General features: G+C 62.2%; 17 protein-coding genes. 2 read left to right on the forward strand and 15 right to left on the reverse strand.

Annotated elements, in window-relative coordinates:
• Positions 1-85: 85 nt before the first annotated feature.
• From HY019_RS15795 to HY019_RS15845, 11 genes are all read right to left on the reverse strand, one after another.
• Positions 86-2,509 carry a heavy metal translocating P-type ATPase gene (locus HY019_RS15795; protein WP_290694255.1) on the reverse strand — a complete coding sequence of 808 codons (2,424 nt, stop codon included), beginning with the start codon at positions 2,507-2,509 and terminating at the stop codon, positions 86-88.
• The gene (locus HY019_RS15800; protein ID WP_235333803.1) at positions 2,470-2,628 is read right to left on the reverse strand and encodes a hypothetical protein; all 159 of its coding nucleotides are present in this window, start codon (positions 2,626-2,628) and stop codon (positions 2,470-2,472) included. Before HY019_RS15800 ends, HY019_RS15795 begins: the two co-directional genes overlap by 40 nt.
• A gap of 70 nt (positions 2,629-2,698) precedes the next feature.
• Positions 2,699-3,349 carry an isoprenylcysteine carboxylmethyltransferase family protein gene (locus HY019_RS15805; RefSeq protein WP_035033993.1) on the reverse strand — a complete coding sequence of 217 codons (651 nt, stop codon included), beginning with the start codon at positions 3,347-3,349 and terminating at the stop codon, positions 2,699-2,701.
• Positions 3,346-3,633, reverse strand: coding sequence for a DUF2933 domain-containing protein (locus HY019_RS15810; RefSeq protein WP_081960924.1), 288 nt, complete (start codon positions 3,631-3,633; stop codon positions 3,346-3,348). Before HY019_RS15810 ends, HY019_RS15805 begins: the two co-directional genes overlap by 4 nt.
• A gap of 5 nt (positions 3,634-3,638) precedes the next feature.
• Positions 3,639-3,827, reverse strand: coding sequence for a DUF2933 domain-containing protein (locus tag HY019_RS15815; RefSeq protein ID WP_035040569.1), 189 nt, complete (start codon positions 3,825-3,827; stop codon positions 3,639-3,641).
• 167 nt (positions 3,828-3,994) lie between these two features.
• Complete coding sequence (locus tag HY019_RS15820) at positions 3,995-4,450, reverse strand: hypothetical protein (RefSeq protein WP_052161994.1); 456 nt, start codon at positions 4,448-4,450, stop codon at positions 3,995-3,997.
• Between the two features lie 185 nt (positions 4,451-4,635).
• Positions 4,636-5,097: a hypothetical protein gene (locus HY019_RS15825; RefSeq protein WP_290694013.1), complete on the reverse strand. Its 462-nt coding sequence runs from the start codon at positions 5,095-5,097 to the stop codon at positions 4,636-4,638.
• A 49-nt stretch (positions 5,098-5,146) separates the two neighbouring features.
• Positions 5,147-8,251, reverse strand: a complete 3,105-nt coding sequence (locus HY019_RS15830; RefSeq protein ID WP_290694015.1) for an efflux RND transporter permease subunit — start codon at positions 8,249-8,251, stop codon at positions 5,147-5,149.
• Between the two features lie 24 nt (positions 8,252-8,275).
• Positions 8,276-9,415 (reverse strand): HlyD family efflux transporter periplasmic adaptor subunit, encoded by a 1,140-nt coding sequence (locus HY019_RS15835; protein ID WP_290694016.1) that lies wholly within the window; start codon positions 9,413-9,415, stop codon positions 8,276-8,278.
• A 4-nt stretch (positions 9,416-9,419) separates the two neighbouring features.
• Complete coding sequence (locus tag HY019_RS15840) at positions 9,420-10,007, reverse strand: hypothetical protein (RefSeq protein WP_152606316.1); 588 nt, start codon at positions 10,005-10,007, stop codon at positions 9,420-9,422.
• Complete coding sequence (locus tag HY019_RS15845) at positions 10,004-11,233, reverse strand: TolC family protein (protein WP_152606315.1); 1,230 nt, start codon at positions 11,231-11,233, stop codon at positions 10,004-10,006. Before HY019_RS15845 ends, HY019_RS15840 begins: the two co-directional genes overlap by 4 nt.
• 180 nt (positions 11,234-11,413) lie before the next feature.
• Here HY019_RS15845 and HY019_RS15850 point away from each other — a divergent pair, with 180 nt between their 5' ends.
• Both HY019_RS15850 and HY019_RS15855 read left to right on the forward strand, forming a co-directional pair.
• Positions 11,414-12,097, forward strand: a complete 684-nt coding sequence (locus HY019_RS15850) for a heavy metal response regulator transcription factor (protein ID WP_035033984.1) — start codon at positions 11,414-11,416, stop codon at positions 12,095-12,097.
• Complete coding sequence (locus HY019_RS15855) at positions 12,087-13,505, forward strand: heavy metal sensor histidine kinase (protein WP_035033982.1); 1,419 nt, start codon at positions 12,087-12,089, stop codon at positions 13,503-13,505. Before HY019_RS15850 ends, HY019_RS15855 begins: the two co-directional genes overlap by 11 nt.
• Positions 13,506-13,511: 6 nt before the next feature.
• On the opposite strand, the gene HY019_RS15860 is transcribed toward HY019_RS15855, so the two are convergent.
• From HY019_RS15860 to HY019_RS15875, 4 genes are all read right to left on the reverse strand, one after another.
• Positions 13,512-14,750, reverse strand: coding sequence for a DUF1173 family protein (locus tag HY019_RS15860; RefSeq protein WP_290694017.1), 1,239 nt, complete (start codon positions 14,748-14,750; stop codon positions 13,512-13,514).
• Positions 14,751-14,755: 5 nt separating this feature from the next.
• The gene (locus HY019_RS15865) at positions 14,756-15,697 is read right to left on the reverse strand and encodes a site-specific integrase (RefSeq protein WP_290694018.1); all 942 of its coding nucleotides are present in this window, start codon (positions 15,695-15,697) and stop codon (positions 14,756-14,758) included.
• 317 nt (positions 15,698-16,014) lie between these two features.
• Positions 16,015-16,275, reverse strand: a complete 261-nt coding sequence (locus HY019_RS15870; RefSeq protein WP_035033980.1) for an AlpA family phage regulatory protein — start codon at positions 16,273-16,275, stop codon at positions 16,015-16,017.
• Between the two features lie 365 nt (positions 16,276-16,640).
• Positions 16,641-17,405, reverse strand: coding sequence for a DUF1845 domain-containing protein (locus HY019_RS15875; protein WP_290694019.1), 765 nt, complete (start codon positions 17,403-17,405; stop codon positions 16,641-16,643).
• Between the last annotated feature and the right edge of the window lie 155 nt (positions 17,406-17,560).

The raw sequence follows: 17,560 nt of genomic DNA on the forward strand, positions 1-17,560 counted from the left end.
AACCACTACAGCTTGGCGATCAACTCCCGAAGCCTTTGCTAGCCTGGAGGACTGTCGGGGTTTCAAGGTGGCGCTCATCAGCGTCTCACACCTTGGCCGAACGCAGGCGAAGCGCATTGCCAATCACAGAGACCGAACTCAGTGCCATCGCCGCGCTGGCCACGATGGGGCTGAGCAAGATGCCCAGGAAGGGATACAGCACGCCAGCGGCCAGCGGCACGCCCAAGAAGTTGTAGATGAAGGCAAAGAACAGGTTCTGGCGGATGTTGCGCATGGTGGCCTGGCTCAATTCACGCGCCTTGGCGATGCCGCGCAAGTCGCCCTTGACCAGCACGATGCGTGCGCTGCTCATGGCCACATCGGTGCCAGTGCCCATGGCGATGCCGACATTGGCCTGGGCCAGCGCAGGCGCGTCGTTCACACCATCGCCCGCCATGGCCACAATGCGCCCTTGATCCTGCAAGGCCTTGACGTGCTTGTACTTGTCTTCGGGCATCACACCCGCCTTGACGTCGTCCAGCCCCAGGAGCTTGCCCACGGCGGCGGCCGTCACTGGGTTGTCGCCCGTGAGCATGACAATGCGAACGCCTGAGGCCTTGAGCATGGCAATCGCTTCCGCCGTGGACGCCTTGATGGCGTCGGCCACACCCACATAGCCCGCCAGCTTCGATCCTGCCGCCAGGTACATCACGGTCTGACCTTGCAGGCGCAAGGCTTCCACATCCTTGTCAACCGACGAGGTGTCAACCTGCGCGGATGCGAGCAAGCGTGCGTTGCCCAGCAACACGGTTTGGCCGTCAATGACGCCGCGCACGCCCTGCCCCGTCACCGCATCAAAGCCGGACACAGCCGACAGCGTCACGCCATCGGTTTGAGCGCGGCCCACGATGGCGGTGGCCAGGGGATGTTCGCTGAGCTTTTCCAGGCTCGCAGCCCAGGCCAGCACCTGCTGTTTGTCAAACCCGTCGGCGGCCACCACGGTCTGTACCGTGGGCTTGCCCTCGGTGAGCGTGCCAGTCTTGTCTACCACCAGGGTATCGACCTTTTCCATCAACTCCAGGGCTTCGGCATCCTTGATGAGCACGCCTTCTTTGGCCCCGCGCCCCACACCCACGATGATGGACACGGGCGTGGCCAGACCCAGCGCACAGGGGCAGGCAATGATCAACACCGAAACAGCGACCAGCAGCGCGTTGGCCAGCGCAGGAGCAGGCCCGAATGCCGCCCAGACCAGCGCGGCCACCAGGGCAATGGCCAGCACCGACAGCACAAACCAGCCAGAGACCTGATCGGCCAGCTTCTGGATGGGCGCACGTGAACGCCCCGCTTCGGCCACCATCTGAACGATGCGGGCCAGCAGCGTCTCAGACCCGACACGCTCGGCCCGCATGGTGAACGAGCCAGTCTGGTTGACCGTGGCCCCCGTGACCTTGCTGCCCGGCACCTTCTCGGCAGGAATGGGCTCGCCCGTGATCATGGACTCGTCGATGCTGGACTTGCCATCCAGCACCACCCCGTCCACCGGCACCTTGCTACCCGGCTTGACCCGCAGGGTGTCACCCACCACCACTTGCTCCAGCGGCACCTCGGCCTCCACGCCATCTGCACCGATGCGGATGGCCGTGTTGGCCGCCAGACCCAGCAGATCCTTGATGGCGGAGTTGGTGCGCGAGCGAGCGCGCAACTCCAGCACCTGCCCCAGCAGGACCAGGGTCACGATCACAGCCGCAGCCTCAAAGTACAGCGGCAGGCCGTGCTCGGTCAAAAAGGCTTGAGGCAACGACTCGGGCAACAAGATGGCATAGACGCTGAACAGGTAGGCCGCCCCGATGCCAATCGCAATCAGGCTGAACATGTTGAGCTGCCACGTGACGAACGAGCGCCAACCACGTGCAAAGAAGGGCCAACCGGCCCACAGCACCACAGGTGTGGCCAGCAAGGCTTGCACACATTGAGACCAACTGACCTTGAGCAAGTGCGGCCAGCCCAACTGCGTCGCCAAGCCATCGACCACCTCGTCAACCCAGGCAGCCAAATTAAACGGGAAGAACTCGTGCATCGCCATCATCAGCAAAGGCACGGTCAAGACCATCGAGAACCAGAAGCGCTGCGTCATCGAGCGCAACTCGGGGTTGTCTTCTTCGCCCACGGTCGGCAGCAAGGGCTCCAGGTTCATGCCACAGATCGGGCAATTGCCGGGGTGATCCTGGCGGATCTGGGGATGCATCGGGCAGGTGTAGACCGTGCCTGGTGCTACAGCGGTGACGGGGCCACTCGGCGCACCTGGCGCAGTTGGCGCATGGTGGTGCGCATGGCCTTGCGCAGAACTCGGCTTTGGCTCAATGTACCGCTGCGGCTCTTTGCTGAATTTACCCAGGCAGTTGCTGCTGCAAAAGTAATACGGTCTGCCCGCGTATTCCTGCTTGTGCGGTGAGGCCGTCGTGACGGACATGCCGCACACCGGATCGGTCAACGCCTGATTTGCCGTCGCAGGTGCAACCGATGCCACAGCAGCGTGATCGTGATCGCAGCCTTCGTGCGCCGATCCGTGCTGATGCTCACCGTGCTCACCATGTTGATGGCCCTCGTGGCCGTGAGCCGCGTCCCCCCCGTGGTGATGGTGTGCATGGGGATCGGAGGGCTCTTTGCTGGTGGGTTGCTCGGACGTCATCGTGATTCCAGTTCTTCTTGTTGTTGATCAGCCTACGAGGCGGCTGCGCAGGCGAGGCAGGAAGCGCGGTGTAACCGCCGCATAGTCGCGCCAGGTCGAGCCAAAAGCGCGTTCGGAGTCCTTCTCCTCCGTCAGAGACAGGCGCACGTACATCACAGTGAGTACCGGGAACATCAGCACGGTCAGTACGGTAGGCCACTGAAGCAGGAAGCCAAACATGATCAGCTCGAAAGCAACGTATTGCGGATGCCTGATGCGCCCGTAAGGGCCTGTGCTGGCCATCGAGCCACGGCGCTGTGCGTGGTAGAGCACCCGCCAAGCGGCCGACAGCAACCAGAAGCCGCCGCCGATGAAGACCAGGCTCAACATGTGAACCCCGTCTGTGTGGGGATCTCCATGTTGACCGGTGAGCGTCCACCACAGGTGACCCGCGTCATGCGACAGCAAGTTGACTTTGGGATAGCGCGCCTGCAACCACCCCGACAGCAGATAGATGGTCAGGGGAAAGCCATACATCTCGACAAACAAGGCGACGATGAAGGCCGAGAACGCGCTGAAGCTGCGCCAATCCCTCGTGGTTTGCGGCTTGAAGAAGCTGAAGGCAAAGGCGATGAAGATGGCCGAATTGAGGGCCACCAGCCCCCACAGGCCGTAAGCGGGCATGTTGTCATGCGTCATGGCCGATCTCCAGTTTTGGGCGCTGGTGAATCGTTTTGCTCACCTGTGCTGCCATGCTGATGTGGGCCGTGTTGGCCATGACCGTGTCCGTGGTGCATGAACACATGCATCAAGGGGCAAGCCAACAGCAACACAAATGGCAGCGCACCGGCCAGATGGGCGCGGTGCTCGGTCCACAAGAAGTAGCCCGCCACACTGCCCAGAACGATCAAGCCCACGCCATAGCGTGAACGCCAAAATGAGGCTGGTTCGCAGTCGTGCTGCTGGTCGTGTTGATGGTCCATGGGGCTCACCAATTTTTTTTGTTTGGATCTGACGGGGCACTGCCTGGCTCGTGGTGGTGGTGCCCGCCATGTCCGCCATGTCCATGGAAGACGTGCATCAATGGGCATGCCAACAGCAGCAGATAGGGCCAACTACCGGCCACGTGTTGCCAGTGTTCACGCAGGACATAGAAAGCGGCGATCAAGGCCAGCATCGCCACGGCGACACCCACGGGGCTCTTGAAGAACGATGCGGATGAGCCTTCAGGCCCCGTGCCGTGTTCATGCTGATGGTCCATAGCGACTCCTGATGTTCAGATGGTTGACGGGCGCACAAGCGAAGACGTTGCGGCGGGCACCCCACCACAACGCCGCGTCGGCCTTACTTGCTTGCAGCGTCCTGCATCGGCTTGGCACCCATCTTGGAGCCCATGCCCATGCCCGGCTTCATGTCGCCACCAGGAGCAGAAGCTCCCATGCCTTGAGCGCCCATCATTCCCATATTGCCGCTCTTGTCCATGCCGCCGTTTTTGTCCATGTGCTCATGCATCTCTTTCATGTGCTTGTCCATGAGCTTCTGGCGTTTGGCGGGGTCCTTGGTGCCGTGGATCTTCTTCATCTCCTTTTGATGCTTGTCGTGCATCTCGTGCATGCCCTCCATGCCGCCCATCCCGGCTGGCTTGGAGGCCATGTCGGCGGATGGCACCGGTGCAACTGCTGAGGCCGCAGCCTGGGGATGGTGGGCCTTGTGGTCCTCTTCTTTGGTTTGGGCCGAAGCGTTACCAATGGCGACCAAAGCCAGCATCAGGGAGGAAATCAGTTTCGTGGGGGTGTGCATGTCATGCTCCTTGTTCGTCAGCTTGAAAAAATGAAGATCTGCGTCAATCCTTGGGTTTCACCACATGCTCTTTGGGTGGTTGGTAAGAGCTTAGGCCGCTGCACTGTCCTGCGGATTACCGCAACATTACGATTTCGTCATGTTGCAGGCCCCGAGCAAACATGACGCTCACAAATTGATCTACGTCAATGCTTGTGACTTTCGTGATCGTCTGCGCGAGGAGCCAAAGGCGTGAAGCGCGCCTGCTGCTCGTCTTGCCCGGCCAGCTTGATCTTGACCACAGCCTTCAAGTCTGGCTGCGAGGCATACACCGCGTGCCCCGTCAGCTTGTTGTCGCCATCGGGCGCCAGCGCAGCGCTGACCTTGGTTTTGCCTGACAGCAGCGTGACCGAGCCAGACGCACCAGCGGTCGGGATTTTGGTTCCAGCATGGTCGGTCACATAGACCACGATGGTGTTGTCTTTGGCCGCTTTGCTGTCTTTGACGACCACGAGCTCGTAGTGGCTGCTACCTGCCATGCGCAACTGGCCACCATGTGGCGCCGTCAGCGTGTCCAGGTACGCATCGTCGTGCGCATGGGCCAACGGGGCCAATGCAAGGCCCAAGGCCAAGCCCGAGGCCAGGGTCAAGGTTTTGATCGCTTTCATCATGAGTTTCCTTCTTTGCTTGGTCAAAAGTGCGTTGCCCTCAACGCGGTCAGTAGCTCTCGCCCGAGTGGGCGCTCAGCAGGTGCGCCAGGGATTTGCGCCCCCAGAGCCAAAACATCAAGGGGGTGAGCACGGTGTCCAGCACCGTCGAGCTGATCAGCCCGCCAAAGATCACCACAGCCACAGGGTGCAGCACCTCTTTGCCGGGTGCGTTGGCCGACATCAGCAGCGGCACCAGCGCGAACGCCGCCACCAGGGCTGTCATCAACACGGGCGTGAGGCGCTCCAATGAGCCGCGCACGATCATGGGTTGACCGAACTGCTCGCCCTCCAGCGCGCACAGGTTGATGTAGTGACTGATCTTGAGGATGCCGTTGCGTGTGGCAATGCCGGTCAGCGTGATGAAGCCCACCAGGGCCGCCACTGACAGGGCCTGCCCCGAGATCCACAAAGCCACCACGCTGCCCACCAGGGCCAGTGGGATGTTGCCCATGATGATGGCCGTGAGCACCACCGAGCGGTAGCGGCTGTACAGCACCATGAAGATCAGCACCAGCGAGATGGCTGCCAGCAGCGCCATGAGCTGGGCCGCTTGCTCCTGGGCCTGAAACTGCCCTTCCAGCGCCGTGAAGTAGCCTTCAGGCAAAGGCTTGGATGCGATCTCCGCACGGATGGCCTTGACCACCTCGGCCAAGTCACGGCCATCGGTGTTGGCCGAGATGACGATGCGGCGGCGAGCGTTCTCGCGGCTGATCTGGTTGGGGCCGTCGGCGTCCTGGATCTGCGCCAGTTGGGACAGTGGCACCCGGCCGGTGGGCGTCTCGATCAGCAAGTTGGCCAGGTCGGTCGCACCGCGCTGGCTGTCGGGCAAGCGCACCAGCAGGTCAAAGCGCCGGTTGCCCTCCACGACCTGGGTGATTCGCTCACCCTCGATCATCTCCTGCAGGGACCGCAGCAAGGTACCCGGTGCCACCCCCAGCCGCGCGGCCTGGTCGTAGTCGATGCGAATCTTGACCTGAGGGATCAGCACCTGCTTTTCGATCTGCAGGTCGGTAATGCCTGGGATGCGACTGAGCCGGGACTGCATGTCACCCGCCAGGCCACGCAAGGTGTCCAAGTCATCACCATAGATCTTCAGCGCAATCTGGGCGCGCACGCCGGACAGGAGGTGGTCCAGGCGATGGGAGATGGGTTGCCCCACGTTACTGACGGCGGGTAACACCGCCAGGCGGGTGCGCAGGTCCGCGATGATTTCTTCCCGCGAACGGGCTGAAGGCTTGAGGTCCACATCCATCTCGGAGGAGTGCACCCCTTCAGCGTGCTCGTCCAACTCCGCTCGGCCTGTGCGGCGGCCTACCTGTGTCACTTCCGGCACGCCGGCCATGATCTGCTCGGCCATGGTGCCAATGCGATTGGACTCGGCCAACGAGGTGCCCGGGTTAAGCAGCAAACTGACGGTGAGCGTGCCCTCGTTGAACGGTGGCAGGAAGGCACGCGGCATCCAGGCCATGGACGCGCCTGCCAGCACCACGGCCACAGCTGCGATCGACAGCAGCACGCGGCTGTGCTGGAAGGACCAGTTCAGCAAGCGGGTGTCGCCGCGCTTGAGCCAGCGCACCAAGGGGCTGTCGCCATGGCCCTCCAGCTTGAGCTTGGGCAAGAGGTAGTAAGCCATCACGGGCGTGAGCGTGACCGACACAATCATGCTGGCCAGGATGGACACGATGTAGGCCATGCCCAGCGGCGTGAACAACCGGCCTTCGATACCAGGCAAAACGAGCAGCGGCACGAACACCAGCACGATGATCAGCGTGGCGTACACGATGGCCGAGCGCACCTCCAGCGTGGCATGCGCGATGACCTCGATCACCGGGCGCGGTGTGGGCAAGGCCTGGTTGAGCCTCAGGCGGCGCAGCACGTTCTCCACACCCACCACGGCGTCGTCCACCAGCTCGCCAATCGCAATGGCCAGGCCTCCCAGGGTCATGGTGTTGATCGACAGGCCCATGTAGTGGAACACCAGCGCGGTCACCAGCAGAGACAGCGGGATGGCCATCAGCGAGATCACCGTGGTGCGCACATTGAGCAGGAAGAGGAACAGCACAACGGCCACCAGGATGGCGCCATCGCGCAAAGCCTCTTCGACGTTGTTCACCGAGTGCTCGATGAAGTCCGCCTGCTTGAACAGGAACTGCGGTGTAGCCAGCCCATGTGGGCGGGCTTTGGCCAGATCGCCCATGGCCTGTTCCACCGCCCGGGTGACGGTCACGCTATCGGCGCTGGGCTGCTTCTGCACGGAAAGAATGACGGCGGGCTTGCCGTTGTAGCTGGCATCGCCTCGCTTGGTGGCCGCAGCCACTTTGACGTCCGCCAGTTGTTTGAGCAGGATGGGCTGCCCGTTGCGCACTGTCACCACCAGGTTTTGCAGGTCCTCGATGCGGCTGGTTCGCCCGATCTGGCGGATCAGGTACTCGCGGCCGTTGGCTTCCAGAAAGCCGCCACTGGTGTTGGCGCCGAAGTCCTGCAAGGCCGTGGCCAGCTTTTCTCGCTCCACGCCCAGGGCCATCAATTGCTCAGGCTTGAGCTCGACCCGGTACTGCCGCACCTCGCCACCGATCGGGATAACCTGTGCCACGCCAGGGATGGTCAGCAAGCGGGGCCGCATCACCCAGTCGGCGTATTCGCGCACCTGCATCGGGCTCACTTGCGCCGGGTCGGCGGGCAAGGCGATCAGCATGATCTCGCCCATGATGGAAGAGATCGGGCCCAACTGCGGCACGATGCCGGGTGGCAACTGGTCACGCACCAGGTTCAGCCGCTCGCTGACCTGCTGGCGATTGCGGTAGATGTCGGTGCCCCAGTCGAACTCGACGTTGACCACGGACAGGCCAATGCCCGAGACCGAACGCACCCGGGTCACCCCAGGCATGCCGTTCATGCTGGACTCGACCGGCAAGGTCACCAACTGCTCGACCTCTTCAGGGGCCATGCCACCGGCTTCGGTCATCAGGGTGACGGTGGGTTTGTTCAGGTCCGGGAAAACATCCACGGGCATCTGACGCACGGTCAGCACCCCGTAGAGCACCAGGAGCATGGAGACGACCAGAACGATCAGCCGCTGCTTGAGGCTGCTGTGAATGAGGAAATCGAACACGGTGTTCCCTTGGTGTGTTGACGCTCAGCGCACTTGGGCCAGCAAGCTGGCACCTTGGGTCACGATGCGATCGTGCTCACCCAGGCCCGAAGTCACCACCACGGTGCGGGCATCCAGCGGCTGGGTGCGCACAACCTTGGGGGCAAAGCGCTCAGGCGTCTGGTGCAGCCAGACCACCGTGTCACCCGCAGCGTTGCGGCTCAGTGCGGCTTGCGGCACGGCCACGCCTTGCACGGCCCGTGCGGTCTTGGCGGTCACCTTGAGCGTCTGCCCGATGGCCACGGGCGCATCGGCCTGGGTCACGCGAAACAGCAAAGGCATGGCCTGATCGCGCAACTGGCGCCCGCCGCCCATGAACTGCAAGGCCAGCGTCCCGCCAGGGATGGCGGCACTGGCCTGGCTCAGCCCTTGGGTGAGCGCCGCGTCGTAGGCCAAGGCCTCGACCACCAGGCGTGTGGGGTTGACCACCTCAAACAGCACGTCCTTGGCGTCCACCACCTGGCCGATGACCACGCTGGATGACACCACCGTGCCACTGACGGGCGACAACAATGCCTCCGGGGCACTCACGCTGGCACCGATGGCGGCGCGGCGCTTCTTGAGGGCATCGCGCTCATACCTAGCGGCCTCGATGTCCTTTTGCGGCACCGCGCCTTCCAGTTGTTCATAGCGGGCCAGCTTGCGCTCGGCCACAGCGTATTGCGCCTCCAAATCGGCCAGCGCGGACTGCTGATTGCCCCGGTCCAGACTGCTGGTGGCGGGACGCAAAAACGCGAGCACCTGACCTTTGACCACTGATTGGCCCAACACCGGCAAGCCCTGAGGACCGGGCTCGATGCGACCACCTTGTGTGGCCTGGACACGGCCGCCCGCATTCGGGTCAGCCAGCACGCGGCCGTTCAACTCAACGGCCACGGCATGGCTTTGAACCTGCGCCAGCAGCGTCTGGATGCCCAATCGATGCTGCACAGCCTTGGGCACCCACAGGCTCCCATCAGGCTGGCGCTGAGGTGCGCTGACATCCGATGACGACACCACGCCAACGACGGCAACGGCCTTGGGCTTGGCATCCCCGTGGTCTTCGTCGCCATGGGCGTGTGCGATCGGCGAAAGCACTGCGGCGACCATGATGGCCAGTGCAGCTTGAGTGAAAGATATCTTCATAAGCTCAGCCTTCAATCGGTGAGGTGCCTGGGCGGCGGCGCCATGCCCATCCGGCGATGATCAGCACCAGGGCCAAACCGGCGGCCCAGCCTCCCAACTTGCGCCAGACAGGGGCCGATTCAGGCGAAGAAGTAGATGCCGAAGCCTTTGGCGCCTCGTATTGCAGCGAAGCTTCGAGCAAATCAGCCCCGTCGTCGGTCTGCACCGACACCGTCAGCGGGTAACGCCCTGGCTTGGCAAAGACCTGGCCTGCAACGGTGTACACACCCGCCTCCACCTGTTTGGCCACGGCTTTGAACGCCCCGCTTTCCACCTCGACGGTGGCGCCGGCAACGGGCGCGTTGGTGGCAAAGCGGTCCAGGTACAAGGTCAACACGGGCGGGACAGTGGGGTGGTCGTGTTCCGGTTCGCCAGACGCATGAGCGCCCGTCAGCACCATCACCAACTCGAAATCATCGGTCTGAGCCACAGCGCGTGGCGCCTGCCCCACTTGAACCGGCGCAGCCGCAGCCTCGCCATGGTCTTCGCCGCCATGGGCCCCCGCCGTCAGCGCGCCACATGCGAGCGCGCAGGCAATCAATGTTCTTTTCAAGGCAATACCCCTTGGGCTTGAAGAAGTCGAGACTGCGCCAGGGAGTGGGCCGTCTCTTGACGTTTGAACCAGGCCTGCGCTTCATGGGAGGCAGCGCGGGCGCGCATCAGGGTGGGCAGATCGGACTCACCCAACTCGAACGAGCGCTGCGCCAGGTTCAAGTTGTCTGCGGTCAAGGCCTGACGCTCACGCGCCATGTCCAACTGCCGCTGGGCCAGATCCAACTCGCTTTGCGCTCTGAGCGCCTCTTGCTGCGTGCGGGTTTGAGCAAGGGTCAACTCCGCTTCAGCCTGCGCCAGTTCTGCTCTCGCTGCAGCGCCATCCTGGCGCACCCTGGCACCAGAAGACAGAGGGATGGTCAGCTTCACCCCCACGGCCTGGTCATACGGCGTCATGCCGTCGCCGCGTTGGTTGGTCCATCTCACGGCAATCTCGGGCGCATCGCGCTGGCTGGCATCCACCAGCGCCAGGCGACTCTGTGCCACCTCGGCGATCGCCTGCAAGGCGCGCAATTGGGGATGCAATGACAGGCGCGATGCTTCCACGTCCTGCGCCTGTGCGGTTTCAGCCGGAAGTGCAACTGGAGCGTCCGCCCCCGTGAGCGTGCGATAGGCCTGCATCGCTTGCTGCAAGCCACTGTCGGCGTCGAGCACCTCGGCCTGGGCTGCCAGGCGTTCGGTCTTGACCAGGTTCGCATCCACACGGGCCAGATCGCCGGTCTTGAACCGGCGCAACACGCTACCCTCCAAAGCCTGCGCGGTTTCCAGTCGCTGATGCGCCAGCGCTGCCGCATCACGTGCCGCAGCCACCCGCCACCAGGCTTCGCGCACCTCGGCAGCCAGTTGCAGCTTCAGGCTGGCGTTCCTCGCATCCAGTTCGACCGCCGCCTTTTCTGCCAGGGATTCGCGCGCGCTCCTTTGTCCTGGCAACCAGAGGGGCGTGGCCAACTCTACTTCCCACTCACGGCGCCCGGTGTTTTGGTTGAGACGGTCGTTCAAGTGGTTGAGCGACACGGATGCTGGCCCTGGCGTCAAACCTCGCGCAAGGTCCAGGCCTGCCTGTGCTTCAGCTTGCCTGGCGCTCAGGGCAACGGCCTGAGGCGCGCGTGCCCAAGCCGCATCCAGCGCCTGGGTCATAGTCTGCGCCACCACGCCGCGCCCCGAGGTCAGCCCCATCAATAAACCAAACATCCAGGCGGCTTGGGCATGTCTACGCTTGCTCAGCATGTCACGGTCTTTCACGGTTCCCGTTTTGGAATGCCGCGATCATGCGCAACCCCACCCAACAATCGAGTTACCAGAACATGACAATGTTGTAATGTTCAGCTCATCTTTCAGACAGCCGCCGTTCGCTACAGTGCGGCTGTCGCCTCGGTGATCTGTGTGTTTTGAATGGGAGATGCCCTCGTGAAATTGCTCGTCGTCGAGGATGAAAGCAAAACCGCCGACTACCTCCGGCAAGGGCTGATGGAGGCCGGTTTTGTGGTGGATCTTGCACGCACTGGTCTGGATGGCCACCACCTGGCCATGACCGAGCCTTATGACCTGATCGTGCTGGATGTGATGCTGCCTGATGTGGATGGCTGGCGGATCTTGCAATCCCTGCGCGAAGCGGGTAAACAGACGCCCGTGCTCTTTCTGACCGCCAGAGACAGCGTGGAAGACCGCGTCAAAGGCCTGGAGTTGGGTGCCGACGACTACCTGGTCAAACCCTTTGCCTTTGCCGAGTTGCTGGCACGTGTGCGCACCCTGATGCGCCGGGGCAGCACGCCTGTGCAATCAGACCGCCTGCAGGTGGCCGACCTTGTGCTGGACCTGGCCAAACGCCGTGCCATGCGGGGCACGGCGCGCATCAACCTCACCGGCAAGGAGTTCTCGCTGCTAGAGCTGTTGGTCCGCCGCCAGGGCGAAGTCCTGCCGCGCTCTCTGATCGCCTCCCAGGTTTGGGACATGAACTTTGACAGCGACACCAACGTCATCGATGTGGCCATCCGCCGCTTGCGCGCCAAGATCGATGATGAGTTCGAGCCCAAGCTGATCCACACCGTGCGTGGCATGGGCTACAGCCTGGAAGCACCCGATGATGTCTGATGTTGTGCAGCGTCGGCCAGCATCGCTGGCCCTGCGCTTGACCGTGTCCATCGGCATCGCGATCACGCTGGTGTTTTGGGCCCTGGGCTGGATCATCCAGAACTCAATCGAACAGCACTTCATGCAGCAGGACGTGGAAGAGCTGGAGGTGGTGGCGCATTCTGTTGAACGGGTGCTGACCAGCATGCCCGACGCTGCGCCCGAGCAGGACATCGCCCGTCGGCTGGCAGGTGCCGTCAGTGGTCACCACGGCATGTACTACCTCGTGGCCGATGGCACCGGCCGCACCTTGTTTGCCACACCGGGTCCTAAAATGGAAGCCCTGGCACAAACGCAGCCTGCGGCCTCTGGCGTGGATGCTGACAAGCTGCATGTCTGGCAGGAGCAGGATCAGTCCTACCGTGGCACCGTGGTGCGTACGGATGCCGAGCAAGGCGCCACGCAGCCTTACACCATCGTCGTGGCGACGGCCACCGGCTTTCACGATCATTTTCTGGTGAGTTTTCGGCGTACGGTCTGGGCTGCCATGGCCGCGGCGGGCCTGTTTGCCATTGCAGCAACCTGGCTGGCGGTGTACCGGGGGCATGCACCGCTGCGCGACATGAGTGACCGCATTCGCGGCATCTCTGCCGACCAGCTTCACCTGAGGTTGGACCCCAAGAAGGTGCCTATTGAGTTATCAGGTTTGGCCGCGTCCTTCAACGACATGCTGGAACACATTGAGCAGGACTTCAGACGCCTGAGCAATTTCTCTGCGGACATCGCCCACGAGCTGCGCACTCCCGTCACCAACCTGACAACCCAGACTCAGGTGTTGCTGTCACAAGCGCGCGGTGCTGACGCATACCGAGAAGTGCTCTATTCGAACCTGGAAGAGTATGAACGCATGGCCAAGATGATCAGCGACATGCTCTACCTGGCACAGACAGACAACCAACTGATCAAGCCAGACCTGGTGGACGTGGACATGGCAGCCGAACTGGACGCGCTGTTCGAGTATTTCGAGCCCTGGGCCGAGGAGCGTCACATTCAATTGAAGCGCACAGGTCAGATGCCTAGGGTGAGGGGTGACAGACTGATGATCCGGCGCGCATTGAGCAACCTGCTCTCCAACGCCATCCGCCACACAAGCGGCGAACAGGCTGTGACCGTATCGCTTCGGCAGGACCAACAATCAGTGGTGATCACCGTATCCAATCCGGGTGACACCATCGCGCCCGAGCACCTGCCCCACCTCTTTGATCGCTTCTACCGGGTGGACCCGTCCAGGCAACGCAATGGAGATGGTGCGGGCTTGGGTCTGGCCATCGTCAAGTCCATCGCCGAGGCCCATGGCGGTGAGATTGCCGTCCGCTCCAGCCATGGCAACACGGCCTTTGAGTTCCGCCTGCCCTGTGCGTTGAACTGAGCTTGCTCAGTGGTTTCTGAGCATGACCGCCTCGGGCAACGCAGGCATCGCTTCAGTGCTCCACCACAGCCAGGGAGCGGCACCGGCCGCTCGTACAACACGCTCCTTTTCCGTACGCTCCTTGGGTGCCATGAAGGCGCTGATGACGTGCAAAGGCAGCGGCAGTGGTCCCGCGTCCAATAACAAGGCATTCGGAAATGCAGCGGCGCTCCTGGCGTCGTAACGCAGAGGTTTGACAAAACGTCTGCCCTGATCCACCAGGGCATGCACCAGCGGCAACTCGTGCACACCTTCAATCGGAATCCAATGCTCACTGGTCAACATCAAGCTGGCCGCATCGATCTCATAGGTGTGCTCCCTGCGTGCCCGGATCAGCGCCGCCAACACCAGACGCACCTTATGTCCGCTGTCGGCATCGCGCGCTTCGAACAACGAGGCGAACACGCGCTCGATGCGCTCCCAAGTCTTGGTGCCCACCAACAAAGGGGCATCGGGCATGTGCTTGACCCAGACGCGACGGCCTAAGGTGGTGGCCTCGCAGACCTTGAATTCACCGATGACCACGGCCAGAGGGCTTTGCCCTTCATGGGGTCGCAAGACGGCCAGCTTGTTTCGCCGACGTTGCGCTGCCTCGAATTTGCTGGCCTCGTTGAAGGCCTCGGGCACATAAAGCCGATCACTCAGCCCCACGCCTTTGACCACCACGTCCTCGGCCGCATGCATCAGGTATTTGTGTAGCACCCCCTGGTTGCGCTTGCCGGCCATGGCCGGGCTCCATCGGTTGAAGCCCGCCCTCTCGAACAGAAAGTGCATCAAGGCATGCAGGCTCATGCGTCGCCTTGGCGCCTCCACCTCGGCCACCCCATGCACTTCCCCCCTCACCAGGTTTCGCCCCGCCGTGCGCACCCATGGAAAGTCCACGCGCAACTGGATCTGCCCGTGCACCAGTTCTAGAATGGCCTCACCCACCAACTCGCCCAGGCCTGATTGCTGGCACTCCGGCTCAAACGAAGGGCACGACGGGTGGTGCAGACACCCCGTGTCTGGCATGCGTTTGACGACAAACAGACGGTGTCGCGCCACGTACATCTCCACCCCACCCGGGATGCACAGACACCGAGGGCGCTCTGGTGTTTCGTACACGTGGGCCAGCAGTTCCTGCATGTCCGAGGCATTCGCTTCCACCACCCTCCCCTTGATGGAAAAGCGCTGAATGTCACCCTCTGCGATGTTTGGGGGCACCATGATGTTCACACCAGTTCATCGAGCAGTTGCTCAATGGTCGGCTTATGGCGTGCCAGCAGCTCGCGCACCGCACTGCGTTCGCTGATGCCCAGAATCAAGCCGACATCATCCTCATCGGCGCCACGCTCGTACAAGCGCGCAACCACCGTCCGCCGCACCGACAGCGCCGTCACATCTTTCATCCCACCATAGCGAAACAGCTTGCGGTATGTTTCCAGGATCGGTCGACACAGAAACCGGCGCTGACCGGCTTCACCGTAGGGCGTGATCTTGAAGCCCACCCCCGTGGGCGACAGGAACAAGCGGCTGAAAGGGTCCAGCCCCCGGTAGGCGTCCATCTGCCCCACGCCCAAGTCCTGCTGAAGACGCTCTTGTAGATAGTGCGACAGGGCATCGTCCAGGCGCGTGCTGAGGAAGTACAACGGCCTGGCCTTTTGCGTGATGGCCACCTCGGCCCGCATCTCAGATCGTCGCCGAACACTGCCGTCTGCGTGCAAGTAGTCACGCACCTCCAGCCTGGCGATTTCCAGCGGGCGGGCACCTGTGGCGAACAGAAGGTAGAACAACGCCAGGTCGTGCCAAGGGTGGACGCTGCGCGCCTTGATGCGCTTGCCTGCCTGAAGGATTTCATCGGCAGTCAGAATGCGGTTCGACCGATGATCATCTGGCCGTTTTGGATCGAAGGCCTCCAAGGCCACAAGGATCGCGTCCTTGTGCTGGCGCAAGCGGCGCACAAAGGAGGCACTGTCTTCGTTCAAGCCTTCGATACCGGCAACCTGGCTAAGCCTGACGGCAATCGCTTTGATCCTCCGCTCCACGGCGGTGCGGGTCACCCCGAAGCAGCCCGCCACCGCTTCGTACGTTCCGCCTTCGACCACCGCGATCAGCATCCTGATCGACTGGGCAACGGTATCCCCATCCTGTTCTGGCTCTGGTTCGCATGACATGACCCTCTCCCTCTTTCGTTCCCCTTCCCTCGTGCCTAACTGCATCTTGATGCTCTGCCCCTCGATGGGTTTTCACCAGTCAAATGGGCCGATGAAGACGGGGGCTTTCGGCATCTGACGGGCCCGGTCGGCCATGGCCAGATCAGCGCGAAGGTGGCTCTCACCAAGCAATTTCTGTGGCATCTACCCAGGCATCAGGAATTGCGCCATGCGCAATGGCGGCACAAACACGACGATCTGGCGGTGCGTTGCTTCATCGCAAATGAAACCTGTGCACCGAGACCGCACCAACAAGCACCAGCTTGTGATCGCCAAACCTACTGGCCTTGCGCTGCAATCCATTGCCTGATGTCTTCGACCCGCCAAGCCGTGACGCGAGGAGACAGCTTGACGGGTTCAGGAAAGGTGCGCGTTTGCACACGTCGCCACAGCGTGGACTTGGATATTGGGATGAATTGCAGCACCTGCGCCTGCCTCAGGAAGCCCACTTGAGGCAGAGTGAGGGCATGAATTGGAGGAAGCGATGCTGCCGCAGGCAAAGCCGCAGCCGCCCGACTGGTTGACGTGGTTCGGGGCATGATCTGGCCTCGTCATGGCGTGAGCCAATGCAAGACATGACCTGCTCTGTAGCGGCCGCGCTAGGTCAGAGTTGCGCAAACCGGTAGGAACGCTGAACTCAAGCAGCACACCGTCGGCGTTCCGGTCGCACGGTGCAGCAATGTCAGGCAGGCAGGTATCGACTGCGACGCCGCCGCGATGCGGCGAATGCACGCCCGAAGCCAGGCATGCCGAAGACTCTGTTCACTGAGGCTTGTCCACCATATCAGAACGACCGAGTTGCATCCATCTTCAAGCCTGGCTTCACCACGCAAGGCCCCTTGATGTCGTGCGGTTGCATGTGGCAAGCGTGAGATCACTTGTCCTTCGCAGGCCTGTGGCTCAGTCAGTCCTGACCGCTCACGTTGGCTGTTTCCACCACGGACACCAGTCCAGACTCAGTGGCAGATGCCTCCGGCTTCGGCAAGCTCTCTTGAGCAGGTACCCCCGGATTGGCCATGGCATCCGGGCCCAAGGTTGGCTCGGCTTGGCCGCCGTCGTCAACGAAGCCCTGCCGCGCGCCCATGGCATTCATGCGGCGACGCAGGCCAATGGCAAAGTTGCGTGCACCGTTGGCCACATCACGCACCTGGCGCTTCAATGCGGCGCGCTGGATGTCCACGGCTTGTGCCGTGATGACCTCGTGGATTTCGAGTGTCTGCAACAGAGGCATCAACTGATCCAGCTTGCCCAGCACCTCAAGAAAGCGCCGCCCCGATGACGACAACACCCCGACCTCCACGTCCAGGGCCACCGTGTCATAGGTCGCCACGCTGGTGATGCCATGAGCCTTGAACAAGGCTTCCGCGTCGTCAATCGCACTGTTCAGGCTCTCGTTGACGGCGTCGAGTTGCGCCCGAATAGTGGCCTCCACCTTGGCAATGTCATCGTGATCCAGCCGGGTGCGTGCAATCACCGAAATAAAGTGTGTGTTGAGTTGCAGCGTGTTGAAGAGGCGCACAAAGAATCGCTTGCCTTCGGCGCTGGTGAAGCGTGTGGGCATCTTCACGCTGGCGGCCTCGATGCGTCGGAAGTCGGCTTTGGTTTCTTTGGCCAGGATGCGGGCGTTGACCCCGCCTTGATCCACCTTGACGATCTGTATGTCAGACATGTTGCGCTCCCATCGATGGCGTGCTCGCCACCATCTTGCGAAGCGGCCTTGCGCATCACCACAGGGAATCATCGGCATTTGAAGGGCGTTTCGGCATCAGCTTGCGTTTTGCGCTCCAAGCGTCTTGACCGCTCGCCTTGTCGGCACTACCTTGT

The organism is Aquabacterium sp., from assembly GCF_016195855.1.
GTDB lineage: Bacteria > Pseudomonadota > Gammaproteobacteria > Burkholderiales > Burkholderiaceae_C > Aquabacterium.

Bases quoted from the DNA above. Each gene is read 5' to 3' on its own strand.
- HY019_RS15825 (WP_290694013.1), bottom strand. From the start codon at position 5,097: ATGAAAGCGATCAAAACCTTGACCCTGGCCTCGGGCTTGGCCTTGGGC.
- HY019_RS15870 (WP_035033980.1), bottom strand. From the start codon at position 16,275: ATGCCCCGAACCACGTCAACCAGTCGGGCGGCTGCGGCTTTGCCTGCG.
- HY019_RS15875 (WP_290694019.1), bottom strand. From the start codon at position 17,405: ATGTCTGACATACAGATCGTCAAGGTGGATCAAGGCGGGGTCAACGCC.
- HY019_RS15820 (WP_052161994.1), bottom strand. From the start codon at position 4,450: ATGCACACCCCCACGAAACTGATTTCCTCCCTGATGCTGGCTTTGGTC.
- HY019_RS15835 (WP_290694016.1), bottom strand. From the start codon at position 9,415: ATGAAGATATCTTTCACTCAAGCTGCACTGGCCATCATGGTCGCCGCA.
- HY019_RS15860 (WP_290694017.1), bottom strand. From the start codon at position 14,750: ATGGTGCCCCCAAACATCGCAGAGGGTGACATTCAGCGCTTTTCCATC.
- HY019_RS15805 (WP_035033993.1), bottom strand. From the start codon at position 3,349: ATGACGCATGACAACATGCCCGCTTACGGCCTGTGGGGGCTGGTGGCC.
- HY019_RS15815 (WP_035040569.1), bottom strand. From the start codon at position 3,827: ATGCTGGCCTTGATCGCCGCTTTCTATGTCCTGCGTGAACACTGGCAA.
- HY019_RS15855 (WP_035033982.1), top strand. From the start codon at position 12,087: ATGATGTCTGATGTTGTGCAGCGTCGGCCAGCATCGCTGGCCCTGCGC.
- HY019_RS15865 (WP_290694018.1), bottom strand. From the start codon at position 15,697: ATGTCATGCGAACCAGAGCCAGAACAGGATGGGGATACCGTTGCCCAG.
- HY019_RS15845 (WP_152606315.1), bottom strand. From the start codon at position 11,233: ATGCTGAGCAAGCGTAGACATGCCCAAGCCGCCTGGATGTTTGGTTTA.
- HY019_RS15800 (WP_235333803.1), bottom strand. From the start codon at position 2,628: ATGCACACCATCACCACGGGGGGGACGCGGCTCACGGCCACGAGGGCC.
- HY019_RS15810 (WP_081960924.1), bottom strand. From the start codon at position 3,633: ATGGACCATCAACACGACCAGCAGCACGACTGCGAACCAGCCTCATTT.